This is a genomic window from Streptomyces sp. NPDC025721, from assembly GCF_055558595.1.
Map to the genome: position 1 here is coordinate 1 of NZ_JBVHMF010000026.1, position 22,782 is coordinate 22,782.

The following is a 22,782-nucleotide window of genomic DNA, read 5'->3' on the forward strand; positions in this document are numbered from 1 at the left end:
AGAGCGAGCCCGCGAACAAAAGGAACGCGACCACTCCCCTCTCCCCAAATCACAACCTCCTTCCCCGGGAGCGGCCCACCCCCCCCCCCCCCCCCCCCCCCCCCCCGGCGCCGGGGACGGTCCGGGTATCGGAATTGGCGCGCGCTCCTTCGGGGCCGCGGATTACGATGCCCGAGCCGTCCCCTTCGCCGTTGTCACCTGCCACGGCGCGCGGGCCCGGTGGTCAAGCAAACGCCGAGCCTGGGAAAGCGCGGGACGTGATGGTTCGTCGAGCACACCGCCGACGGCACGCCGTATCCGTCCGGAGGTGTCGGCGCTGCGCCGGGTGACCGCGTCCGAGGCGGCCCTGGCCGCGCACCGGCAGATCAACGCCACGGCGGTCGGCTATCCGCGCGACAGCGGTGTGCCCGCGCTGTTCGAGGAGCGCGCGCGGCTGCGGCCCGAAGCGCCCGCGGTCGAACAGGGCGCGCGCACGGTCGGCTACGGGCAGCTCGACCGCCTCGCCAACGGCCTCGCCCGTGACCTGCTGGCGCGCGGACTCCCGCCGGGCGCGACCGTCGGCGTGTGCCTCGACCGCTCTCCCGAACTGGTCGTCGCGCTGCTCGCCGTCCTCAAATGCGGCGGCTGCTACCTGCCGTTCGACGCGTCCTGGCCGGACGAGCGGCTGCGCGCGCTGCTGTCGGACGCCGACTGCCGGTGGGTGCTCACCGACCGGCCGGCGGAGCTGGCCGACCGGCTCGACGGCTGCCGGACCGTCCCGGTGACGCGGGGCGGTGTCGCGGAGAGCGAGCGCGGCCCGGAGGTCGAGGTCGCGGGCGACGCCGTCGCGTACGTCAACTTCACCTCGGGTTCGACCGGCCGCCCCAAGGGGGTGCCGGTCCGGCACCGCGGTGTGGTCCGGCTGGTGTCCGGCGCCCGCTACGCCCGGCTCGGCGAGGGCGGCAGGCTGCTGCAACTGGCGCCGGTGACCTTCGACGCGGCGACCTTCGAGATCTGGGGCGCGCTGCTGACCGGCGGCACCTGCGTGCTCTACCCCGACGCGCGGCTGAGCCTGTCGAAGCTGGGGCGGGTGCTGCGCGAGAGCCGGGTCAATGTGCTGTTCCTGACCACGGCGCTGTTCAACTCCGTGCTGGACGAGGCGCCCGAAGCCCTCGACACGGTGGCCACCGTGCTGACCGGCGGCGAGCGCGCCTCGGTGCCGCGGCTGGCGCAGGCCGTACGCCGCTACGGCCCCGGCCGCCTGGTGCACGTCTACGGACCGACCGAGTCGACCACCTTCGCCACGTACCACCGGGTCGACGCGCTCCCCGCCGACGCGGCGGAACTGCCGATCGGCCGGCCGATCCAGAACACCCGCCTGTACGTGATCGACACGGACGGCGACGACGGCGGTGAGCTGTGCGAGCCGGGGCGGCCGGGCGAGATCTGGCTGGCGGGGGACGGTCTGTCGCCCGGATATCTGGGGATGCCGGAGCTGACCGCCCGGCTGTTCGTGGAGCGCGAGGTCGACGGCGTACGCGAACGGCTGTACCGGACGGGCGACTACGGGCATCTGCGGGCGGACGGAGCGGCGGTGTTCCACGGCCGCAGGGACGACCAGGTGAAGGTGAACGGCTACCGCATCGAACTGGGCGAGATCGCCCACCATCTGGACCGGCACCCGGCCGTCCGGCGCAGCTTCGTCACCGCGAGCGCCCGCGGCGAGAAGCCGGTGTGGGCGTTCGTCGTCACCGACGACCCGGCCTGCACCCCGCAGGCGCTCCGCGCCCATCTGCGCGCGCTGCTGCCCGGCTTCATGGTCCCGGCCCGCATCCAGCTCTGTGACACCCTGCCGTTGACCGCCAGCGGCAAGATCGACCGCACGGCCCTGCTCGCCGCCCACGCGCGCCGGCCGGCCCCGGAGGAGACCTGATGCCCGTCCGCACCACCGCCCCGGAGCCCGTCCGGGACGAGCCCGGCGGTGACTCCGCGCGCTCCGGCCTCCTCCGGGCCTCGACGGCGGGCCTGATCGCCGCCTTCGTCGGCTTCTCCAGCTCCTTCGCGGTGGTGCTCGAAGGGCTCACCAAGGTCGGCGCGTCGCACGCCGAGGCCGCGTCGGGACTGATGGCGCTGTGCGTGGCGATGGGCCTGTGCGCGATCTACCTGAGCCTGCGCTCCCGGCTGCCGATCAGCATCGCCTGGTCGACGCCGGGCGCGGCGCTGCTGGCGGGCTCCGCGGGTACGCACGGCGGATTCGCGGCGGCCGTGGGCGCGTTCCTGCTCACGGGGGTGCTCGTCGTGATCTCCGGGCTGTGGAAGCCCCTCGGCCGGTGGGTCTCGGCGATCCCGAAGCCGCTGGCGAACGCGATGCTCGCGGGCATCCTGCTGCCGCTGTGCCTGGCTCCGGCGCACGCGGTCAAGTCCGACCCGGCGGTGGGCCTCGGTGTGATCCTCGCCTGGGCGGTCGTCGGCAGCGTCCGGAAGCTGTACGCGGTGCCCGCCGCGGTGGTCGTGGCCGTCGTCCTGATCGCCGCCACCACGCACATCGACACGGCCGCGCTCGGCCCGCTGTGGCCGCACCCGGTGCTGGTCACCCCGCACTTCACCGCCTCCGCGGTGATCGGCATCGCGCTGCCGCTGTACGTGGTGACGATGGCGTCGCAGAACATCCCCGGCATCGCGGTGCTCAATGTCAACGGCTACCACCCGGAGCCGGGGCCGCTGTTTGGCTGGACCGGCGTCTTCAGCCTGCTGTCGGCGCCCTTCGGCGGGCACGCGGTCAACCTGGCGGCGATCACCGCCGCGCTGTGCGCGGGCGAGGAGGCGGGGCCCGACCCGCGCAAGCGGTACCGGGCCGCGGTCGTCGCCGGCGGCGCGTACATCCTGCTGGGCCTGGGCGCGGCGGCGGCGGTCGCCTTCGTCAACGCCTCACCGCCCAATGTCATCGAGGCCGTCGCGGGACTCGCGCTGCTCGGCGCCCTCGGCAATTCCCTGACCGGCGCGATGGCCGACGCCGACAACCGCGAGTCGGCGGTCGTCACGCTCGTCGTCACCGTCTCGGGCGTGACCTTCTTCGGCGTCAGCGGCGCCTTCTGGGGCCTGGGCGCGGGCGGCGCGCTGTACGCGACGAGGCAGTGGCAGGCGCACCGGACGGAGCGGGCGGCAGCGGCGGACGCCGGGCCGGAGGCGGCGGCGCGTCCCGTACCGGAGGCGGACGCGTGACACGCGGCGGCAGCCGCGACCTCCTGGAGGTCGCGGCTGCCCCGGGGTGACGCGTCGGGTCTGAACGCCTCGGCTCAGCGGTAGAGCCGCAGATCGGCCAGGCTCCACCAGTTGGCCGCCGTGCCCGTCGATGTGACGCGCACATAGCGTGCCGTGGTCGTACGGGGCAGGTCGGCGACGGTGAGCTGCCCGGTTCCCGTACCGGCGGCGGCCGTCCGCCAGGTGACGGCGTCGTCGCTGGTCGAGATCTGCCAGCCGCGGGCGTAGTCGCCGAGGTTGTCGCCGCTGTCGACGGCGACGCGGGAGAACGCGGTGCGCTTCTTGAGGTCGATCTGCACGTACTGACCGGGGGTCTGGGCCGCGCCGCTGGACCAGCGGGTCGAGCCGTCGGCGTCGATCGCGAGGTCGGGGGCGCCCTGCCCGGCGGGCTGGGAGGTGGCGCTCGCGCCGTTCAGCGGCACCGCGTGCGACCGGCTGGTCAGATCAGCCGACCTGGGCCACGTGAAGGTCGCCAGCGCACCGCCGGGCAGGGAGTATGCGAAGGTCCGGTCGCCGACGGCGACGGCGAAGGAGCGCGGGTCGTCGTTCTCGTTGTGCACGACGAGCGCGGTGGAGCCGTCGGGGTTGCGGAAGGCGACATCGGTGAGCTGGCCGTTCCAGCCGGTCGTGCCGTAGTTGGTGCTGCCGATCCGTACCGCGCCCGGCCGGACGAACTTCGACAGGTGGCCGATGGTGAAGAACTCGGCGCTGCGGGTGACCGTGCCGTCCGGCTGGACGGTCAGCAGGGCGGTGCAGGTGTCGCAGCCGCCGTTGTGCGGGCCGCCGTCGGCGTCCAGCGCGAGGTTCCAGTCGGCGACGGACTTCGCCCAGTTGCGCGTGGTGCCGACGGTGATCGTGCGCGCGTGCCAGGTCAGCGTGCCGCGGAAGATCTGCGCGGGCGTGTCGGTCGCGCCGTGCGAGCCGGAGCACTCCGTGAACCAGATGCCCTTGTCGGGGTGCGCGTCGTGCAGCGCGCTCTGCGCGCTGGGGTCGCCCGAGTAGCAGTGGTAGGCGGTGCCCGCGATCCACCGGGCGGCCGGGCTGTCCAGCACCTCGTACGGGTAGTCGGTCTGCGGGTCCTCGCCCATCTGCTCGGCGGTCTTGATGTCGTCGGGGTGCGTGGTCCAGTTGTGGTCGTAGGCGAGGATCTTGGTGCGCGGGCTGGCCCGGTGCAGCAGCGGTCCCAGCGCCTCGATCACCTTGACCTGCGCCTGCACGGGCAGGTCGGTGCCGGGGTAAGCGGAGGGCTTACGGTTCTGCGGCTCGTTCTGCACCGTCAGGTAGTCGACGGGCACGCCCGCCGCCGCGTACGCCTGGACGAATTTCACCAGGTAGCGGGCGTAGGCGTCGTAGACCTTGGGGTCGTCCTTGAGGTGGCCGCCGACCAGCGAGTCGCCGTCCTTCATCCACGCGGGCGGGCTCCAGGGCGTGGCCATGACGGTGAGCCGGGGGTTGAGCCGCTTCGCCTGGCGCAGCAGCGGCAGGATCTGCCGTTGGTCGTGCGCGATGCTGAAGTGGCGCAGCGCGAAGTCGGTCTGCCCCGCGGGCATGTCGTCGTAGGTGTAGTGGGCGGCGGCGGCCGTGAAGTCGGAGGAGCCGATGGGCTGGCGCAGGAAGCTGACGCCGATGCCGCGGGCGGGGTCGAAGAGCTGCCGCATCGCGGAGTCCCGCGTCGTGCGCGGCAGTCGGCTCAGGACGGCGGCCGAGGAGTCGGTGAGCGCGCCGCCGAAGCCGTCCACGCTCTGGTAGCTCTGGTTCGGGTCGACGGTGATGGTGGTGAGGTCGGACGGTCCCCGGCCGAAGTCGACCGGCGCCTGCTGCCGTAGTTCCTGGGCGCCGTCGGCCGTGGTCAGCCACACCTGGGCGCGGGGTGGCGGCGCCGGGCGGGAGGGGGAGGCCGCGGTGGCGGCCGTCGGGGTGACGGCGGCCGTCTGGGCGGCCGGTACGCAGGCCAGGCAGAGTGCGGCGGCTGTGGCAGCGGCGGCACCTACGGCGCGTCTCCTCATCGTTCTCCTCGGGCAGCACTCACTCTGAAACGGAATGAAACATTTTCTGGAACCGTGGCGAAAATCAGGTAAGCGGTCGGCGGCGTGCGCTGTCAATGCCTTGTACCGATCCTGCCGTGACCCTGATGGGTCGGGGCGCTAAGCTGCGCATATGAAACGAACGGGTGTAACAGTTGGCTAGGTCACCGGGCACCCGCGTGACGGTCCGCGCCATCGCGGCGGAGGCGGGCGTCTCCATCGCCACCGTGTCGCGGGTCATGACAGGACAGGCCAACGTGGCCCCCGACACCCAGGCGCTGGTCCGCCGGGCGGTCGAACGACTGGGGGCCCCGGCCCCCGTCCGGCGCGGCGCGGCGGACGGCGCGATCTACGTGCGCTGCCCGTATGTCCTCACCGACTACTTCGGTGTGATCGTCTCCTCGATCGCCGAGACGCTGGACCTGCACGGCAGGCGCGTGGTGCTCAGCGCGGGCGACGCGGCGCGCGAGGTCCAGGTGCTGCCGGGGCTGCCGGGCGACCCGGGCATCGCGGGCGCGATCCTCATCGTCCCGCCCGAGCCGGAAAGGGAGTTGGAGGTCCTGCGGGCCCAGGAGTTCCCCTTCGTGGTCGTCGACCCGCGCACCCCGCTCCCCCGCGACATCGCCTCGGTCTCGGCCGCCAACCTCGCCGCGGCCCGCAGTGTCACCGCGCACCTGGTGGAGTTCGGCCACCGCCGGATCGGCGTCATCGGCGGACCGGGCGACTGGCTCGCCAGCAAGTCCCGTCTCGCGGGCCACACTTCGGCCCTCGCCGACGCCGGGGTGCTGCCCTCCCCCGAACTCCTGCGCAGCATCGAGCCGACCGCCGACTGGGGCTACGGGGCCGCCTGCGAACTCCTCGACCTCCCCCAACCCCCGACCGCGCTGGTCGCGTTCAACGACAAGGCCGCCGTCGGCGCGCTGCGCGCCGCCTACGAACGCGGCCTGCGCGTCCCCGAGGACCTCTCCATCACCGGCTTCGACGACATCGACCTCAGCCGCAGCACCGTGCCCCGCCTCACCACCGTCCGCCAGCCGCTCGAAGAGATGGGCCGGATGGCGGTCTCCCTGCTGATGCGGCTCCTGGACCGCCACACGGTCGACACCCTCCACGTCGAACTGGCCACCCACCTGGTGGTCCGCGGCTCGACGGGCCCGGCCCCGGCGCCTCCCCGCTGACGCGGGGGGGGGCGGGCGTCCGGGGCCGGTGGCCCGCTCGGAGTCGGCGACAGGTGCGTCAGCGCTTGGGGTCGGTCGCGAAGACGCCCTCGGGGAAGGCGCCCGCGGCCAGCGCGCGCATGGTGAGGCCCTGGGCGATCTCGGTCAGACGGGCGGTGCCGGCCTCGCCGAGGTGCTCGTAGGGGGCGCGGCCGAGACGGTCGGTCTCGGACTCGATGTGGCGGCGCAGTTCGACGCCCTGGTCGGTGAGCGAGCCTTCGGCGTCGAGAAGGCCGCGGTCGCGCAGCCGGGCGACGGCCGCGTCCCACTCCTGCTCGCTCCAGCCGCGGTGGGTCCTGGCGAAGCCCGGCAGGAAGCCCTTGCCGGTCGCGGTGTGGGTGACGAGGGCTTCCAGGCCGTCGAGTTCGGCGCAGAGCAGGACGGCGAGGTGTCCGTCGCCGCGGTACTCGCGCAGCAGCGTGGTGGCGTGCCAGAAGGCCAGGTGCGGCTCCTTCGGCGACGGCAGGGCCGCGTGGGCGGCGTAGAGGATACGGTCGCCGCCGGTGCACGCCTCGGCGGCCCGCTGGGCGAGTTCGGCGGCCTCGGCCATCTCCGGGGAGTCGACGGCGTCGCCGAGCAGACGGCGCTGTACGGCGTCGACCGCGCGCAGCCGCGCCGCGGTGATGTCCTCGGGGGCGGCCAGGGTCCAGGCGAGCGGGATGTGCCGGGCCACCAGGGACGGGCTGAAGTTGTAGAAAGTGCTCGTCACCACGGCGGGGCCGACCGGGCCGAGGGCGGCGGCGCGGCCCGCGAAGTAGCACATGCGGTTGTTCTCCAGCCCGGCCGCGACCAGCGCCGCCTGCGTCTCGGGCGCGAAGTACACCATCGAGTGCAGCGGTTCGAGCACCCGGAAACATTTCCTACCGGCCAGTAGCGTCATATCCGCCACTTTACTGAGATCGCCGCGCACGTCCACCCCCGGCGCACCACCTGCCGGCGCGCGGCCCCGGCGGCTCCCCGGCCCGGCGCGCGCTCGTCGTCCCCGCCCGTGGTCCGTCCTCGTCCGTCCGCTTTGGCACGGTCCCGCACCGGCCACTGACCGGCCGACTTCAGGTTTTGACACTACCTTCACTACGATCCGGCGATGATCATAAGAAGGTTACTGACGGCCGGAGTTGGCTGCGGCCTGCTGGTCGTCCTGGCTTGCGGTCTGCTGCCCGCGAGCGCGGTCGCCGACGAACCCACGACACCGGCGACGCCGACGGCGCAAGCCGCCCCGAAGGTGGAACTGCTGCTCGATGTCAGCGGCTCCATGCGGGCGAAGGACATCGACGGGCAGTCGCGGATGGCCGCCGCGAAGCAGGCGTTCGACGACGTGCTGGACTCGGTGCCGGAGAACGTGGAGCTGGGCATCAGGACGCTCGGCGCCGACTATCCGGGCAACGACCGCAAGACCGGGTGCAAGGACACCCGGCAGCTCTACCCGGTCGGCCCGCTGAACCGCACCGAGGCCAAGGCCGCGGTGGCGACGCTGGCGCCCACCGGCTGGACGCCGATCGGCCCCGCGCTGCTCAAGGCGGCCGACGATCTCCAGGGCGGCGACGGCACCCGCCGCCTGGTGCTGATCACCGACGGCGAGGACACCTGCGCGCCGCTCAACCCGTGCGACGTCGCGCGGGACATCGCCGCCAAGGGCATCCATCTGGTCATCGACACCCTGGGCCTGATCCCGGACTCCTCGACCCGTAACCAGTTGACGTGCATCGCGGAGGCGACCGGCGGCACGTACACCGCCGTCCAGCACCGGCAGCAGCTCACCACCAAGGTGAAGCAGTTGGTGGGCCGCAGCACCGACGCCGTGGTGGCTCCGGTGGCCACCCGGGGCGCCGCGCAGTGCGCGGACGCGCCGCAGCTCAAGGCGGGGATCTACACCGACCGCGAGCTGTTCTCGGAGAACCGCTGGTACCGGGTGGACGTGCCGCCGGGGCAGGAGCTGCGCGCCTCGGTGAGCGTCTCCGCCGACCGCGCGGTGAACGCGAACTACGGCGTCCTGCTGCGTGGCGTGACCACGCACGGCCGGGAGATCGTCAGGGACGACGAGGGTGGCACCGGCCGTACCGACGTCGTGTCCGCCGGTATCCGCTACCCCAAGCCGCACGCGGACTCCGACACCCCGCCGGAGACGGTCTGCCTCCAGGTCGGCAACTCCTTCTCGGCCGCGCCGTCGGTCAAGACCACCCCCGGTCTGCCGGTGGAGCTCTCCATCGACCTGGTGGACTCCCCCGACCAGCCCTCCGACGTGGCCTTCTTCGGCCTCGGGCGCGGCTGGTGGCTGCTGGGCACGCTGGCCGTGGCCGGCGCGGTCCTCGGCCTGCTGTCGGGCTGGGTGTCCCGCTGGCGTCTGAACACGGGGAGGACCGTCTGATGCGTACGTCACCACGTAAGGCCGTACGACTGCTGACGGTCACCGCGGCGGGGCTGCTGGCCGCCGCGGCGCTGGCCCTGAGCGCGGGCGGCGCGGTCGCCGACGACCCGTCGGCCGACCCGAGCGCGAGCACGGGTACGGCCGCTCCCGGCGACGGCGACACCGCGCCGACGGAGGCGGGGACGAGTTTCCGTACCGCCACCGTCGTCCGGCAGGGGCAGGAGGCGACCGCGGACGCGTCGGCGGGCGACTACCTGTACTGGACGTTCCCCGCCGACAGCGGGCAGAACGTGACGGTGAAGGCCACCGTCACCTTCCCCGAGACCGCGGCCCGGCACGGAGCGTCCACCTGGCAGCTCGATGTGTACGACGGGCTGCGGCGCCGCCAGCCGTGCAGATACGGCGCGCAGAGCAGGTCCATGGCGGCCGACGCGGGCTCGGTCGAGCTGGTCTGCCACCTGCGAGCGATCCGCTCGTGGGCCGACACCTGGTCCAACGATCCGCTGCGCGGCGGCTACTTCCTGCGGCTGACCGTGCTCGACCTGCCCGCGGCCGACCTCGGCCAGCCGGTCAAGGCGGCCGTGAAGGCCACCTCGGAGGGCACGGCCGGGCAGCAGGCGGTCGACGGCTCGGTGACGCCCGTGGTGTCGGCGTACGCGCCGCATGTGGCGCCGGCCGACGGCTGGGCGGGCACCTGGTGGTCGCCGCGCTGGCTGTGGACCGGCGGCGGCGGTCTGCTGGCCGCTCTGGCCGGTCTGGGCGCGCACCGACTCGCCCGGGGTCCGATCCGGTCTCGGCGGGACCCGCGCACCCCTGAGCGGCCCCGCGAGCCCGTGGGATACCGGGACTGAGGCAGCGGCACGCGAGGAGGGCCCGTCCGACCGGACGGGCCCTCCTTTCTCGCGTGCGACGGCTGCCACGCGGCCACTGCCACGCGAGCGCTACCGCGCGGCGACCTCGACGTGCTGCGGGTAGAAGGCGACGTGTCCGGCGATCGTGCCGACCGCGTCGTACGGCTTCTCGTACGTCCACACCGCGTCGGTGATCTCGCCGTCCGCGGTCACGAGGGAGTAGTAGGAGGCGTCGCCCTTGTAGGGGCAGTACGTCTGGGACTCGGTGGGGCGCAGGGCGTCGGCCTCGACGTCGGCGAGCGGGATGTACTGCACCGGCGGGTAGTCGGCCTCGCGCAGGGTCAGGGCGTGGGTGGTGTCGGCGATGACCTTGCCCGCGGCCCTGACCACGATGCGCTCCGGGTTCGGCTCGACCGTGATGGGGTGGTCGGGACCGGGTGTCTTGACCGTGCGTGCCATGGGGGGCTCCATGAGTAGAACCTGGATGGACCCGAGGTGACCTGGGGGGATCTGCCGCGGTCCGCCTGTCCTGGGCGATACCCACCGAGGGTAGACAGACAGGTCTATACGGGTCAAGGACGGCTGGCGGGTAGTCGCAGATGCGTCGTCCGACGGGACAATCGGACCGCCGACTGGCGCATACTGGTGACAATGACAAAGCCTGATGCAGCGAAGCGCTTTTTGCCCACCAGTCCCTTCAAAGCCCCGGTGGCGCCGCCACCGAAGGAGTTCGCCGTGGGCAATCGGGTCACCCACGATGTGTACGGCCTCGGCCGGGTCACCGGAGTCGAGGAAGGCGTCGCGGTGATCGTCGACTTCGGCTCGCTCCAGAAGCGCATCATGAGCCCGTACACCAAGCTCACCAACCTCTGAGGTTCCAACGGCGTGGGGACCCCGAAGGTTCCTAACGGCGTGGGACCTTGCGGGCCGCCCGCAGCCACTCCTTGTTCATCGCGGTGATCGAGGTCAGCGGGATGCCCTTGGGGCAGGCGGTGGCGCACTCCCCCGTGAGCGTGCAGCCGCCGAATCCCTCCTCGTCCATCCGCGCGACCATGTCGAGGACACGGGTCTCGCGCTCCGGCGCGCCCTGCGGCAGCACGTTGAGGTGGTTGACCTTCGCGGAGGTGAAGAGCATCGCGGAGCCGTTGGGGCAGGCGGCGACGCAGGCGCCGCAGCCGATGCACTCGGCGTGTTCGAACGCGGAGTCGGCGGCGGCCTTGGGTACGGGCGTGGCGTGTGCTTCGGGCGCCGCGCCGGTGGGCACGCTGACGTAGCCGCCGGACTGGATGATCCGGTCGAACGACGAGCGGTCCACGACCAGGTCGCGGACGACGGGGAAGGCGGCGGCCCGCCACGGCTCGACGTCGATGGTGTCGCCGTCCCGGAAGGACCGCATGTGGAGCTGGCAGCTCGTGGTGCGCTCCGGGCCGTGCGCGTCGCCGTTGATCACCAGGCTGCACGCGCCGCAGATGCCCTCACGGCAGTCGTGGTCGAAGGCGACCGGGTCCTCGCCCTCGACGGTGAGCCGTTCGTTGAGCGTGTCGAGCATTTCCAGGAACGACATGTCGGGTGAGACGTCGTCGACCTGGTAGGTGGCCATGGCGCCGGGCGCTTCGGTGTTCTTCTGGCGCCAGACGCGCAGGGTGAGCTTCATGCGTAGCTCCGCTGGGTGGGGTGGACGTAATCGAAGACGAGGTCTTCCTTGTGCAGGACGGGCGCGTCGCCGGTCCGGGTGAACTCCCACGCGGCGGCGTAGGAGAACTCCTCGTCCCGGCGGGCGGCCTCGCCGTCCGGGGTCTGGGACTCCTCGCGGAAGTGGCCGCCGCAGGACTCGGCGCGGTGCAGCGCGTCGAGGCACATCAGCTCGGCCAGCTCCAGGTAGTCCACGACGCGGTTGGCGCGCTCCAGCGACTGGTTGAACTCCGCGCCGCTGCCCGGCACCTTGATCCGGCGCCAGAATTCGTCCCGGATCTGCGGAATCCGGTCCAGCGCCTTGCGCAGCCCCTCCTCCGTCCTGGCCATCCCGCAGAACTCCCACATCAGCTCGCCGATCTCGCGGTGGAAGGAGTCGGCGGTGCGGTCGCCGTCGACGGCGAGGAGCAGATTGAGCCGGTCCTCGGTCTCCGCGAGGACCTCCTGGACGACGGGGTGTTCGGCGCCGATCTCCTCGCGCCCCGGGTGGCGGGCCAGGTAGTCGTTGATGGTGGCCGGCAGCACGAAGTAGCCGTCGGCCAGGCCCTGCATCAGCGCGGAGGCGCCGAGCCGGTTGGCGCCGTGGTCGGAGAAGTTGGCCTCGCCGATCGCGAAGAGGCCGGGCACGGTGGTCTGGAGGTCGTAGTCCACCCACAGGCCGCCCATCGTGTAGTGCACGGCCGGGTAGATCCGCATCGGGACCTCGTACGGGTCCTCGGCGGTGATCCGCGCGTACATCTCGAAGAGGTTGCCGTACTTCTCCTCGACCGCCCTGCGGCCCATCCGCGCGATGGCGTCGGCGAAGTCCAGGTAGACGCCCTGGCCGCCGGGGCCGACGCCGCGGCCCTCGTCGCAGACGTTCTTCGCGGCGCGGGAGGCGATGTCGCGCGGTACGAGGTTGCCGAAGGAGGGGTAGATCCGCTCCAGGTAGTAGTCGCGCTCGTCCTCGGGGATCTCGCCGGGCGAGCGGGTGTCGCCCTTGGTGCGCGGCACCCAGATCCGGCCGTCGTTGCGCAGCGACTCGCTCATCAGCGTGAGCTTGGACTGGTGGTCGCCGGTGCGCGGGATGCAGGTGGGGTGGATCTGGGTGAAGCAGGGGTTGGCGAAGTACGCGCCGCGCCGGTGCGCCCGCCAGACGGCGGTCGCGTTGGAGTTCATGGCGTTGGTCGACAGGTAGAAGACGTTGCCGTAGCCGCCGGAGGCCAGCACCACGGCGTCCGCGAAGTGGCTGCGGATCTCGCCGGTGATCAGGTCGCGGGCGACGATGCCGCGGGCCCTGCCGTCGATGACGATCAGGTCGAGCATTTCGGTCCGCGGGTGCATCTCGACATTGCCCGCGGCGATCTGCCGGGAGAGCGCCTGGTAGGCGCCGAGCAGCAGTTGCTGGCCGGTCTGGCCGCGGGCGTAGAAGGTGCGGGAGACCTGGACGCCGCCGAAGGAGCGGGTGTCGAGCAGGCCGCCGTACTCACGGGCGAAGGGCACGCCCTGCGCGACGCACTGGTCGATGATCTCCACCGAGATCTGGGCGAGGCGGCGGACGTTGGACTCGCGGGCCCTGAAGTCGCCGCCCTTGACGGTGTCGTAGAAGAGCCGGTGGACGGAGTCGCCGTCGTTGCGGTAGTTCTTCGCGGCGTTGATGCCGCCCTGCGCGGCGATCGAGTGGGCGCGGCGCGGGGAGTCCTGGTAGCAGAACTGCACGACGTGGTAGCCCTGTTCGGCGAGCGTGGCGCCCGCGGAGCCGCCCGCGAGCCCGGTGCCGACGACGATCACGGTGTGCTTGCGGCGGTTGGCGGGGTTGACCAGCTTCGCGGTGAAGCGGCGGGTGTCCCAGCGGTCCTCGATCGGGCCTTCGGGTGCCTTGGTGTCGGCGAGGGGCTCGCCGGTCGCGTACCGCGCGTAGTCGGACGGCGCGTAGTCGGACGGCGCGGGCGCGGCGTCGGTCGCGGCGGTCGTCGCGGAAAGCTCGGGGCTGTCGGGGGTCTCGGGCGTCTCGGGCGTCTCGGGCATGTCAGTCAGCTCACGATTCCGGTCATGACGCCGACGGGTACGGCGATGAAGCCGGCCGTCAGCACCAGTGCGAGTGCGTTCGCGGTGGCCTTGAGCACCCGGTCACGGGTGGCACTGCCCGCGCCGAGGGTCTGGGCGGCGCTCCAGAAGCCGTGCCTGATGTGCAGGCCGAGGGCGAGCATCGCCACGATGTAGATGACGTTGTTCCACCAGTCGTGGAAGGCGGCCACGACGTTCTGGTACGGGTGGCCGGGCACGAAGCCGCGCTGCACGGTGCCGGTGGTCAGGTCGAGGATGTGCCAGACGATGAACAGCAGCAGGATCACGCCGCCCCAGCGCATGGTGCGGGTGGCGTAGCTGGCGCGCGGTCGCGGATGGGCGTAGGCGACCGGCCGGGCGCGCCGGTCGAGGCGGCTGAGCTGGTACGCGCACACGCCGTGCAGCACGACGGCGGCGACCAGCACGACGCGGATGATCCACAGCGCCCACTCGTAGTGCAGGAACGGCTCGCCGATGGTGCGCAGCCAGTGCGCGTACTCGTTGAAGCTGCCGGACCCGAAGAAGATCTTGAGGTTGCCGAACATGTGGACGACCAGGTACAGCAGCATGATCAGGCCGCTCACCGCCATGATCGTCTTCTTGCCGACGGTCGAGCCCCAGACCGTGCGCGCCATCGACGGACGTCGGTCCGTCCGCGTTGCCAGTGCCATGTCCACAGACGTTACGGTCACCGGAGTCGAGTGGTCCAAGACATGATCTGGCTCGTGTCCATAGCCTGGGCCTATCGCCGGGTTATCGTGGGACCCATGCAGTTCCAGCAGCTCGCGTACTTCGTGGCCGTCGCCGACGCCCGGCACTTCACCCGCGCCGCCGAGCGAGTGCATGTCTCGCAGCCGTCGCTGTCCCAGCAGATCCGCGCGCTGGAGACAGAGCTGGGCGCGCCCCTGTTCAGCCGGGCGCGCGGCAACATCGCGCTCACCGACGCCGGGGAGGCGCTGCTGCCGCTGGCCCGGCGGATCCTCGCCGACGCCGAAACCGCCCGCCACGAGGTGCTGGAACTGGCCCAGCTGCGGCGCGGCCGGGTCCGGCTCGGCGCCACCCCGAGCCTGTGCACCGGCCTGCTCCCCGACGTGCTGCGCGTCTTCCACGACCGGCACCCCGGGGTGCGGCTGCTGATCGAGGAGAGCGGGTCGCACGATCTCGTACGGGAGCTGGCGCGCGGCGGCCTCGACCTGGCGCTGGTGGTGCTGCCGCTGCCGAACCCGTCGCCCGCCCTGACCACCGTCGAGCTCTTCCAGGAGGATCTGGTCGTCATCTCCTCGGCCGCGGCCGAGCCGCCGCGCTCACCGGTCAGGATCGCCGACCTCGAAGGCCGCCCGATGGTGATGTTCCGGCACGGCTACGACCTGCGCGACCTGACCCTCGCCGCCTGCCGCTCCGCGGGCTTCGAGCCCTACCTCACCGTCGAGGGCGGCGAGATGGACGCCGTGCTCGGCTTCGTGCGGGCCGGACTCGGTCTGGGCGTCGTCCCCAGCATGGTCGCCGCCCGCGCGGGTCACGACCTGCGGGTCACACCGCTGGCCCGGCCGGGGCTGCGCCGCACCATCGCCCTGGCCCACCGCAGTGACGTGGCTCCGCCACGGGCCGCCCGGGTCCTCCAGGAAGTCCTTCTGACCGCGGCCCACCGGGCGACCTGAAGCCGCGCGGGAGACCTCAGTCCAGCGGGACGGCCGCCAGGGTCCAGCGGGCCGCCCCCGCTGCCGGTGTTGAGGGTGCCCGCGGGCTCCAGCATGCCCGCGGGCTCCAGCAGGAGGATGGCGGTCTCCTCGTCGGCGCGGGGGCAGTGCTCGACGCCCTCGGGGACGACGTACAGCTCACCCGGGCCGAGGACGACGTCGCCGTCGCCGTCGCGGAGCTGGATGGTGAGACGGCCGCCGACGACCAGGAACAGCTCGTCGGTGTCCTCGGGGACGGCCGTCGGAACCGCTGCCCAGGTCCGCTGCCCAGGTCGCCGTCAGTGCGTCCTGATCGCCGGGTCGCTCACGCCGGGGCGGCCCGTCTCGACGTGGCCCGCGAAGCGCCGCAGGAACGCGGCGTCGTGGTCGGCGACCACCGTGAGGTCGTACCAGCGCTTGCCCGCGCGGACGTCGACCGAGTGCGTCTCGCGGCGCCCGGCGCGGACCACGTACGTGTGGTGGCGGCCGTCGTAGGAGTTGGTGACCGTGAGCCGGACGTCGCGGCGGCCGGAGTTGCTCATGGTCAGCTCCACCCGTTCGCTCGCGGCGTCGTGACGGGCCGTCACCTCCGCGCCGGATGTGGCGACCGCGCCGCGGAAGGCGCGCAGGAAGCCGTTGGGACCGTGCACGGTGAGGTCGTAGCCGCCGCCGGTCGCGGCCGTCTCCCAGGCGCCGGAGAGCTTCTTGCCCGCCTCGGTGGTGTACGTCCACGGGCCGTCGGCGCGGTCCGCGGCGGTGACGTGGAAGCAGACGCCTGCGGCGACACCGCCGCCGAAGGTGAGGGTGACCAGGCCGGTGGACGGCGTGACGGCCGCGTCGACCAGCGGCGCGTACGGCAGCGGGCGGGTCGGCCGGGCGCCGCGCTCCTGCGTGGGCACGGCCTGGCGGGCGGGCGGCACCGGGACGTAGCTGTCGTGCCGGTCGCCGTCCGGCGGCCGGTAGCCGTCGGTGCCGGGCAGGTGCGGGGGCCGGTCCCGCGTGAGCTTGAAGTCGAAGGCGGAGGTCAGATCGCCGCAGACGGTTCGCCGCCAGGGCGAGATGTTGGGCTCGTGCACGCCGAAGCGGCGCTCCATGAAGCGGATGATCGAGGTGTGGTCGAAGACCTCGGAGCAGACGTAGCCGCCGGTGCTCCAGGGCGAGACCACCAGCATCGGGACGCGCTGGCCGAGCCCGTACGCGCCGGCCGCGTAGGTGCCGTTGCCCGGGAAGATCTCACCCCGCGTGCTGACGGTGGAGGCGCCGCCGTCCGCGGTGAGCGGGGCGAAGGGCGGGACGACGTGGTCGAAGTACCCGTCGTTCTCGTCGTAGGTGATGAACAGCGCGGTCCTGCTCCACACCTCGGGGTTGGAGGTGAGCGCGTCCAGGACCTGCGAGATGTACCAGGCGCCGTAGTTCGCGGGCCAGTTGGGGTGCTCCGAGAACGCCTCGGGCGCGGCGATCCAGGAGATCTGCGGCAGCCTGCCCGCCGTGACGTCGGCCTTGAGCACGTCGAAGAAGCCGTCGCCCGCCTTGGCGTCGGTTCCGGTGCGGGCCTTCTCGTAGAGCGCGTCGCCGGGCTTGCCGTTGCGGTAATTGTCGAAGTAGAGCAGGGAGTTGTCTCCGTAGTTGCCGCGGTAGGCGTCCGGGATCCAGCCCCAGGAGTGGTCCCCGTCCAAACCGTCGCCGATGTCCTGGTAGACCTTCCAGGAGATCTTCGCCTTCTCCAGCCGCTCCGGGTACGTCGTCCAGTCGTACCCCGCCTCGGAGTTGTCGAGCACCGGGCCGTTGCCCCTGCCGTCGTTGCCCGTGTATCCCGACCACATGTAGTAGCGGTTGGGGTCGGTGCCGCCGGTGAACGAGCAGTGGTACGCGTCGCAGACGGTGAAGGCGTCGGCGAGCGCGTAGTGGAACGGGATGTCGCCGCGCGTCAGGTGCGCCATCGTGCCGGTGCCCTTGGCGGGGATCCACTGGTCGTACTTGCCGTCGTTGACGGCCGCGTGGCTGCCGATCCACTCGTGGTTGAGGCCCTCGATGAACTGGAGGCCGAGGTCGTCCACGTCCGGGTGGAAGGGCAGCACCTCCTTGTCGCCGTCCGGCTGGTGGAACACCGACTTGCCGTTGGGCAGGGACACCGGGCGCGGGTCGCCGAAGCCGCGGACCCCCTTCATCGCGCCGAAGTAGTGGTCGAAGGACCGGTTCTCCTGCATCAGGACGACGATGTGGTCGATGTCCTTGAGGGTGCCGGTCCTGCGGCTGGCCGGGATCGCGGCGGCGCGGGCGATGCTGCTGGACAGGGCGGTGAAGCCCGCGGTGGCACCGGCTATCTGGAGGAACCGCCGCCGGTTGAGTTCAGACATGGATCCGAGGACCTCTTCGCGGTAGGGGGATGCGCGCAGTGCAGGGTCCTCCCACAGCAGCGACCACAGGCGACCTGCCGGTGTCCGGCGCGTGACAGCGGGCGGTACGCGTCACGAACAGGCCCGGCGCACACGGCCGTTCGCCCGACGGGGGGCGGGTTCTCGCCGCGCCCGGCGGGTCACAGGATTCCGCCGCGTGTGCGACAGGCGGCGTTCAACTGGCCGTCGCCGACGGGCGGGAGCCTTCGGAGGTTCGTGTCGCGAGACCCCGCACCGCACCAAGGAGCAACGATGGTCGCACAGATGGAGACACCGGGTCCGTCAGGAGACCGCCTCAGCCGCCGTACGGCCGTCGGCCTGCTCGGCACCGCGGGTGTCGGCGCGGTCGCGGCGCCGCTGCTGACCGCGGGCCCCGCGTCCGCCGCCGCGCCGTCCCCGTCCGGCACACCCGCGAGCGCCGCCCCCGCTTTCCACCCCACGCCCGACGCGAGCGGCGCGTCCCCGGTGCAGGGGCTGCACCTCACCTTCGGCAGGGACCCCGGCAGCCAGATGGTGGTGTCCTGGCTGACCGACGGCCCGGTCAAGCGGCCGCGGGTGCGGTACGGCACGATCGGCCACGGTCTGGGGTCGGTCGCCTCGGCGCGGACCCGCTCCTACAGCGACGGCAAGTCCGGCCGGGTCGTGTACGTGCACCACGCCGCGATCGACCGGCTCTCGCCCGGCACCGAGTACCTGTACCTGGTGTCGCACGACGGCGCCGCGCCGGACAGCGGCACTTTCAGGACCGCGCCGCGCGGCCGTCAGCCGCTGACCTTCACCAGCTTCGGCGACCAGTCGGCGCCGCAGGTCACCTGGACCAGCACCGGCGCGGTGGGCCTCGACGCCAACTCCACGCCCGCCACCAAGGACATCGTCACCGGCATCGAGCAGGTCGCGCCGCTGTTCCACCTGCTCAACGGCGACCTGTGCTACGCGAATCTGGACGTCGACCGGGTCCGCACCTGGAACAACTTCTTCACCAACAACAGCCGTTCGGCGCGCTTCCGGCCGTGGATGCCCGCCGCGGGCAACCACGAGATCGAGTCCGCGAACGGCCCGCTCGGCCTCGGCGCGTACCAGACGTACTTCCAGCTCCCGTCGACCGAGAGCGACCGCGAACTGGCCAACCTCTGGTACGCGTTCACCGCCGGCTCGGTGCGGGTGATCGTGCTCCAGAACGACGACAACTGCCTTCAGGACGGCGGCGACGTCTACATCAACGGCTACTCCGGCGGCCGTCAACTCGCCTTCCTGGAGAAGGAGTTGCGGACGGCGCGGGCCGACCGCGACATCGACTGGGTGGTCGTCGCCATGCACCAGGTGATGGTCAGCTCGACGGACGCCAACGGCGCCGACCTGGGCCTGCGCGAGAAGTACGGGCCGCTGTTCGACCGCTACGGCGTCGACCTGGTGGTCTGCGGCCACGAGCACAACTACGAGCGGTCGCTGGCCGTTCGCGGTGTGGTCGGCGGCAGCGAGACGCTGACGCCGAACCCGGTGTCGCACGCCACCGACGACATCGACACCGGTCTCGGCACCGTGCACATGGTGCTCGGCGGCGGCGGGGTCTCGGGCACGACCAACCAGTCGTTCTTCAAGGACGGCACCGGCAAGGTCATCACCGCGGTCTCCTCGACGCCCGGCTCCAACGGCAAGCGGACGGCCACGTACGTGCGGGAGCAGGCGGTCTGGGCGGGCGTGCGCGATGTCGACCACCCCTACGGCTTCGCGGCGTTCACCGTCGATCCGGGCCGTCACGCGGGCGACACCACGCGGATGCACGTCACGTACTACAACGTGAACAAGCCGAACGGCGAGCTGTCGGTCTTCGAGACGTTCACGCTGCACCGCAAGCGGTCGGACGGCGGCCGGCACTGAGGTCGCGCGCTGTTCCCGGGCGGCCGGGCGCGTGCCCGGCCGCCCCCACGATCACTGTTGACCAATAGCAGTCCACTGCATACCTTTGCGGGCACGAGAGAAGGGACGGTGCCCGCAGGTGCCCATCGAAACCGGCTTGGAGACCTCGGCGGTACGCGTAGCGCACCTCGGTTACGGACTCGGCGGCGCACCCGCGGTCGTGGCGGTCCTGCCCGACGGAAGGGCCCCGCGGCGCGTGCAGTTGCTCGGCGCCGACGGCGGCTCGCTGCACGAGCTGGAACCCGGCCCGCTGGAGTCCGTGCCCGGCTGGCACGGCGGTCCCTTCGCCCGGGTGCCGCTGCCCACCGGCCTCGCGCCCGGCCGGTACGCGGTCCGCCTGGTCGACGGCCGCGGCCGTACCTGTGTCTCGGACGACTTCGAGGTGGCCGCCGACCGGCTCCAGCGGCAGACGATGTCCGACGTGCTGGCGTACTTCAAGGCGATGCGCTCCAGCGGCGAGATCGACCGCAAGGACCGGCGCGCCGCGCTGTGGGGCGACGACAGCGGCCGGGAGGTCGACGCGCGCGGCGGCTGGCTCGACGCGAGCGGCGACACCAGCAAATTCCTCAGCCACCTCACGTACACCCGCACCATGAGTCCGCAGCAGATCCCGCTGTGCGCGTGGGCCATGATGGCCGCGCGGGACGCGGTCGCCGAGCGACACCCGCTGCTGGTCCGCTCGTTGAGCGCGCGGCTGCGCGACGAGGCGCTGTGGGGCGCCGACTTCCTGGTCCGCTTCCGCTCCCCCGAGGGCTACTTCTACACCGGAATCTTCGACGCGCTCACCAAGCGGCTCGAAGAACGCGTCGTGACGGCGCCGCTCCCGGAGTGCGTGCGCACCGACCGCTACCAGGCCGCGTACCGGCACGGCGGCGGCCTGGCCATCGCGGCCCTCGCCCGCGCCTCGACCCTGGACGACCACGGCGACTTCACCGGACCCGAGTACCTGGCGGCGGCCGTCGAGGGCTTCACGCACCTCGAGGCGCACAACACCGAATACGTCGTCGGCGGGGCCGAGACGGTCCTCGACGACTACACGGCGCTGCTGGCCGCCTGCGAGCTGGTCGCGGCGGGCGGCGGTACGGTCCCGGCCGCGGCGCGGGACGCGGCCCGGCTGCGCGTACGGTCGCTGCTGGCGCGGTACGTACGGCCCGCGCACGGCCCCGGCTGGTTCGGAGCGGACGCCGAGGGGCGGCCGTTCTTCCACGCCGCCGAGGCCGGGCTGCCCGCGCTCGCCCTCGCCCGCTTCGCCGCCGTGCTGCCGGACGCGCCCGAGGCCGGGGCCGCGAGCGCGCTCGCCCTGGAGGCCGTGCTCGACACCGTGGCCAGGACCCGTTCGGTGCCGAATCCCTTCGGCTATCCCCGGCAGCGCGTGCAGCCCGCGGGGGGCACACCGCGCGACGCCTTCTTCTTCCCGCACGACAACGAGACCGGCTACTGGTGGCAGGGCGAGAACGCCACCATCGCCTCGCTGGCCGCCGCCGCGAACACCTGCGCCGACCTGCCCGGCACGGCGGAGGCCGACCGCGACCTGCTGCTCGGCTTCGCCGACGACCAGCTCGCCTGGATCACCGGCCGCAACCCCTTCGACGTCTCGATGCTGCACGGCCGCGGCCGTCACAATGTCGACTACGAGTCGGACTTCCCCAACATCCCCGGCGGCATCGTCAACGGCATCACCTCCGGCTGGACCGACGAGGACGACATCGCCTTCCTTCCCGCCGACGCCCCCGAGGACGAGGTCTGGCGCTGGGCCGAGCAGTGGATCCCGCACACCGGCTGGTTCCTGCTGGCGGTGGCGTCGGCCCGCTGAGGAAACGGCCGGGGCGGCGGTGTCCGGACCGGCGCGGCGGCCTCGCGGGAAGCCTCCCGGAACCCCGCGTCAGACCGCCGACGCTCCCGGCCGCTCGGGCGGCGCGTCCGGGAGCGTCACCGTGAAAGAGGTGTCGCCCGGCTCGCTGGTGAGGGTGACCGTGCCGCCGTGGGCCGCGGCGACCGCCGTGACGATGGCCAGGCCCAGACCGGCGCCGTGGCCGGCAGCGGGGTCGGCGCGCCGGTCGTCGGCGCGGTGGTGGTCGGCGCGGGCGAAGCGTTCGAAGACGGTGCGCTGGATGGCGGGCGGGACACCGCCGCCGTTGTCCGCGACGGTGAGGACGGTCGCGCCGCCGTCGTGGCGCAGCCGTACCGTGACGCGGGTCCCCTCGCGGGTGTGCACACGGGCGTTGGTCAGCAGATTCCCGGTGATCTGCTGGAGCCGGGCGGCGTCGCCGGTGACGGTGACCGGTTCGGCGGGCAGGTCCAGCAGCCAGCGGTGGCCGGGGCCCGCGGCCCTGGCGTCGTCGACCGCGTCGAGGACGAGGCGCGTCAGGTCGACCGGCTCACGGGCCAGCGGGCGGCCCGCGTCGAGCCGGGCGAGCAGCAGCAGGTCGTCGACCATGCCGCCCATCCGCGCGGACTCCGCCGCGATCCGGTCCAGTGCCCGCGTCACACCGGGCGGCACCGGGCCGGGGTGCCGCTGCGCCAGCTCCGCGTGGCCGCGGATCGCGGCGACCGGGGTGCGCAGTTCGTGGCTGGCGTCGGCGGCGAAGCGCCGCAGCCGTTCCTCGCTGGCGTGCCGGGTGGTCAGCGCGCCCTCGACATGTCCGAGCATGCGGTTGAAGGCCGCGCCGACCTGCCCGACCTCGGTCCCTGGGTCGGTGTCGGGCACCCGGTCGGGCAACGCCACCTCTCCGCTGTCCAGCGGCAGCGCGCTCACCGAGGCGGCGGTCGCGGCCACCCGGCGCAGCGGTCGCAGCGACCAGCGCACCCAGAAGGCGCCCGCGGCCCCCGCCACGACCAGCGCGCCGCCGAAGACGGCCGCCTCCACCGCGATCAGCCGCGTCTCGGCGTCCTCGATGCCCTGCCGGGGCAGCCCGGTGATCAGGACGTCCCCGTCGTCGCCCGCCACCGCTTTGACCTGGTAGTCGCCGAGCGAGGACAGATCGACCCGGTGGCAGTGGCCGTCGACGGGGACCGCCGCGAGCGCGGTCCGGTCGTCGGGGGTCAGCCGTACCGTGGTGTCCGTGCCCGCGCGGACCACGGCGGCGGCCGTGACCCGGCCTTTGAGCAGCCGCGCCCCGAAGGTGCCGCGCGCCTGGCGGCGGGTGTCCACATGGACGTTGTCCGCGTCCGGCTCTCCCGCGCCGTGCGCGTGTTCCAGGCTGGCGGGGAACGCGCCGCCGGCCTCCGAGAGCTGCTGGTCGAGCCGTTCGCCGAGGAAGGACCGCAGTGCGACGACCGCCGCGATGCCCACGGCGGCGCAGCTCAGCGCGAGCAGCACCACGAGGCCGCAGGTGAGCCGGGCGCGCAGCGTGCGCGG

At 72.7% G+C, this 22,782-nt stretch carries 17 protein-coding genes and 1 pseudogene; 9 read left to right on the plus strand and 9 right to left on the minus strand.

What is annotated here, in order from left to right; genetic code table 11:
* The first annotated feature begins 307 nt into the window (after window positions 1–307).
* Both ACZ4EF_RS28885 and ACZ4EF_RS28890 read left to right on the plus strand, forming a co-directional pair.
* Complete coding sequence (locus ACZ4EF_RS28885; protein WP_401722494.1) at window positions 308–1,912, plus strand: amino acid adenylation domain-containing protein; 1,605 nt, start codon at window positions 308–310, stop codon at window positions 1,910–1,912.
* Window positions 1,912–3,201: a benzoate/H(+) symporter BenE family transporter gene (locus ACZ4EF_RS28890; RefSeq protein ID WP_467507021.1), complete on the plus strand. Its 1,290-nt coding sequence runs from the start codon at window positions 1,912–1,914 to the stop codon at window positions 3,199–3,201. The genes ACZ4EF_RS28885 and ACZ4EF_RS28890 overlap by 1 nt, the downstream gene beginning before the upstream one ends.
* Window positions 3,202–3,275: 74 nt before the next feature.
* On the opposite strand, the gene ACZ4EF_RS28895 is transcribed toward ACZ4EF_RS28890, so the two are convergent.
* Window positions 3,276–5,246 (minus strand): discoidin domain-containing protein, encoded by a 1,971-nt coding sequence (locus tag ACZ4EF_RS28895; protein WP_401722500.1) that lies wholly within the window; start codon window positions 5,244–5,246, stop codon window positions 3,276–3,278.
* A gap of 173 nt (window positions 5,247–5,419) precedes the next feature.
* Between ACZ4EF_RS28895 and ACZ4EF_RS28900 the strand changes: the two genes are divergently transcribed.
* Window positions 5,420–6,442, plus strand: a complete 1,023-nt coding sequence (locus ACZ4EF_RS28900; RefSeq protein WP_467507023.1) for a LacI family DNA-binding transcriptional regulator — start codon at window positions 5,420–5,422, stop codon at window positions 6,440–6,442.
* 58 nt (window positions 6,443–6,500) lie between these two features.
* On the opposite strand, the gene ACZ4EF_RS28905 is transcribed toward ACZ4EF_RS28900, so the two are convergent.
* A complete protein-coding gene (locus ACZ4EF_RS28905; RefSeq protein WP_467507025.1) occupies window positions 6,501–7,361 on the minus strand; it encodes an SCO6745 family protein in 861 nt (286 codons plus the stop codon).
* A 204-nt stretch (window positions 7,362–7,565) separates the two neighbouring features.
* On the opposite strand from ACZ4EF_RS28905, the gene ACZ4EF_RS28910 reads away from it, so the two are divergent.
* Both ACZ4EF_RS28910 and ACZ4EF_RS28915 read left to right on the plus strand, forming a co-directional pair.
* Window positions 7,566–8,846, plus strand: a complete 1,281-nt coding sequence (locus tag ACZ4EF_RS28910; protein WP_401310811.1) for a VWA domain-containing protein — start codon at window positions 7,566–7,568, stop codon at window positions 8,844–8,846.
* Complete coding sequence (locus tag ACZ4EF_RS28915) at window positions 8,846–9,697, plus strand: hypothetical protein (protein WP_467507027.1); 852 nt, start codon at window positions 8,846–8,848, stop codon at window positions 9,695–9,697. The genes ACZ4EF_RS28910 and ACZ4EF_RS28915 overlap by 1 nt, the downstream gene beginning before the upstream one ends.
* A gap of 90 nt (window positions 9,698–9,787) precedes the next feature.
* On the opposite strand, the gene ACZ4EF_RS28920 is transcribed toward ACZ4EF_RS28915, so the two are convergent.
* The gene (locus tag ACZ4EF_RS28920) at window positions 9,788–10,156 is read right to left on the minus strand and encodes a DUF427 domain-containing protein (protein ID WP_355346023.1); all 369 of its coding nucleotides are present in this window, start codon (window positions 10,154–10,156) and stop codon (window positions 9,788–9,790) included.
* A 192-nt stretch (window positions 10,157–10,348) separates the two neighbouring features.
* On the opposite strand from ACZ4EF_RS28920, the gene ACZ4EF_RS28925 reads away from it, so the two are divergent.
* On the plus strand, window positions 10,349–10,570 hold the full coding sequence (locus ACZ4EF_RS28925; protein ID WP_188282053.1) for a hypothetical protein: 222 nt from the start codon (window positions 10,349–10,351) through the stop codon (window positions 10,568–10,570).
* Between the two features lie 31 nt (window positions 10,571–10,601).
* Here ACZ4EF_RS28925 and ACZ4EF_RS28930 read toward each other — a convergent pair whose 3' ends face one another.
* From ACZ4EF_RS28930 to ACZ4EF_RS28940, 3 genes are read right to left on the minus strand one after another with little or no spacing between them, the layout of a single operon-like run.
* Window positions 10,602–11,351: a succinate dehydrogenase/fumarate reductase iron-sulfur subunit gene (locus tag ACZ4EF_RS28930; protein ID WP_355346019.1), complete on the minus strand. Its 750-nt coding sequence runs from the start codon at window positions 11,349–11,351 to the stop codon at window positions 10,602–10,604.
* A complete protein-coding gene (locus tag ACZ4EF_RS28935; protein WP_467507029.1) occupies window positions 11,348–13,396 on the minus strand; it encodes a fumarate reductase/succinate dehydrogenase flavoprotein subunit in 2,049 nt (682 codons plus the stop codon). The genes ACZ4EF_RS28930 and ACZ4EF_RS28935 overlap by 4 nt, the downstream gene beginning before the upstream one ends.
* A 5-nt stretch (window positions 13,397–13,401) precedes the next feature.
* Window positions 13,402–14,106, minus strand: coding sequence for a succinate dehydrogenase cytochrome b subunit (locus ACZ4EF_RS28940; protein ID WP_355346013.1), 705 nt, complete (start codon window positions 14,104–14,106; stop codon window positions 13,402–13,404).
* A 96-nt stretch (window positions 14,107–14,202) separates the two neighbouring features.
* Between ACZ4EF_RS28940 and ACZ4EF_RS28945 the strand changes: the two genes are divergently transcribed.
* On the plus strand, window positions 14,203–15,093 hold the full coding sequence (locus tag ACZ4EF_RS28945) for a LysR family transcriptional regulator (protein WP_401854155.1): 891 nt from the start codon (window positions 14,203–14,205) through the stop codon (window positions 15,091–15,093).
* Between the two features lie 125 nt (window positions 15,094–15,218).
* Here the strand turns inward: ACZ4EF_RS28945 and ACZ4EF_RS28950 are convergent.
* Both ACZ4EF_RS28950 and ACZ4EF_RS28955 read right to left on the minus strand, forming a co-directional pair.
* Window positions 15,219–15,347, minus strand: a pseudogene (locus tag ACZ4EF_RS28950) (cupin domain-containing protein); the annotation flags it as partial.
* A 63-nt stretch (window positions 15,348–15,410) separates the two neighbouring features.
* Window positions 15,411–17,468 carry a phosphocholine-specific phospholipase C gene (locus ACZ4EF_RS28955; RefSeq protein ID WP_467507032.1) on the minus strand — a complete coding sequence of 686 codons (2,058 nt, stop codon included), beginning with the start codon at window positions 17,466–17,468 and terminating at the stop codon, window positions 15,411–15,413.
* Window positions 17,469–17,759: 291 nt separating this feature from the next.
* On the opposite strand from ACZ4EF_RS28955, the gene ACZ4EF_RS28960 reads away from it, so the two are divergent.
* Window positions 17,760–19,385: a purple acid phosphatase family protein gene (locus ACZ4EF_RS28960; protein ID WP_467507034.1), complete on the plus strand. Its 1,626-nt coding sequence runs from the start codon at window positions 17,760–17,762 to the stop codon at window positions 19,383–19,385.
* A 118-nt stretch (window positions 19,386–19,503) separates the two neighbouring features.
* Window positions 19,504–21,237, plus strand: a complete 1,734-nt coding sequence (locus ACZ4EF_RS28965) for a glycoside hydrolase family 9 protein (protein WP_401722512.1) — start codon at window positions 19,504–19,506, stop codon at window positions 21,235–21,237.
* Window positions 21,238–21,306: 69 nt separating this feature from the next.
* On the opposite strand, the gene ACZ4EF_RS28970 is transcribed toward ACZ4EF_RS28965, so the two are convergent.
* Window positions 21,307–22,773 carry a sensor histidine kinase gene (locus ACZ4EF_RS28970; RefSeq protein ID WP_467507108.1) on the minus strand — a complete coding sequence of 489 codons (1,467 nt, stop codon included), beginning with the start codon at window positions 22,771–22,773 and terminating at the stop codon, window positions 21,307–21,309.
* Between the last annotated feature and the right edge of the window lie 9 nt (window positions 22,774–22,782).

Coding starts and splice junctions, on each gene's coding strand:
- ACZ4EF_RS28890 (WP_467507021.1), top strand. CDS start 1,912: ATGCCCGTCCGCACCACCGCCCCGGAGCCCGTCCGGGACGAGCCCGGC.
- ACZ4EF_RS28895 (WP_401722500.1), bottom strand. CDS start 5,246: ATGAGGAGACGCGCCGTAGGTGCCGCCGCTGCCACAGCCGCCGCACTC.
- ACZ4EF_RS28905 (WP_467507025.1), bottom strand. CDS start 7,361: ATGACGCTACTGGCCGGTAGGAAATGTTTCCGGGTGCTCGAACCGCTG.
- ACZ4EF_RS28910 (WP_401310811.1), top strand. CDS start 7,566: ATGATCATAAGAAGGTTACTGACGGCCGGAGTTGGCTGCGGCCTGCTG.
- ACZ4EF_RS28915 (WP_467507027.1), top strand. CDS start 8,846: ATGCGTACGTCACCACGTAAGGCCGTACGACTGCTGACGGTCACCGCG.
- ACZ4EF_RS28920 (WP_355346023.1), bottom strand. CDS start 10,156: ATGGCACGCACGGTCAAGACACCCGGTCCCGACCACCCCATCACGGTC.
- ACZ4EF_RS28925 (WP_188282053.1), top strand. CDS start 10,349: ATGACAAAGCCTGATGCAGCGAAGCGCTTTTTGCCCACCAGTCCCTTC.
- ACZ4EF_RS28930 (WP_355346019.1), bottom strand. CDS start 11,351: ATGAAGCTCACCCTGCGCGTCTGGCGCCAGAAGAACACCGAAGCGCCC.
- ACZ4EF_RS28935 (WP_467507029.1), bottom strand. CDS start 13,396: ATGCCCGAGACGCCCGAGACGCCCGAGACCCCCGACAGCCCCGAGCTT.
- ACZ4EF_RS28940 (WP_355346013.1), bottom strand. CDS start 14,106: ATGGCACTGGCAACGCGGACGGACCGACGTCCGTCGATGGCGCGCACG.
- ACZ4EF_RS28945 (WP_401854155.1), top strand. CDS start 14,203: ATGCAGTTCCAGCAGCTCGCGTACTTCGTGGCCGTCGCCGACGCCCGG.
- ACZ4EF_RS28955 (WP_467507032.1), bottom strand. CDS start 17,468: ATGTCTGAACTCAACCGGCGGCGGTTCCTCCAGATAGCCGGTGCCACC.
- ACZ4EF_RS28960 (WP_467507034.1), top strand. CDS start 17,760: ATGGTCGCACAGATGGAGACACCGGGTCCGTCAGGAGACCGCCTCAGC.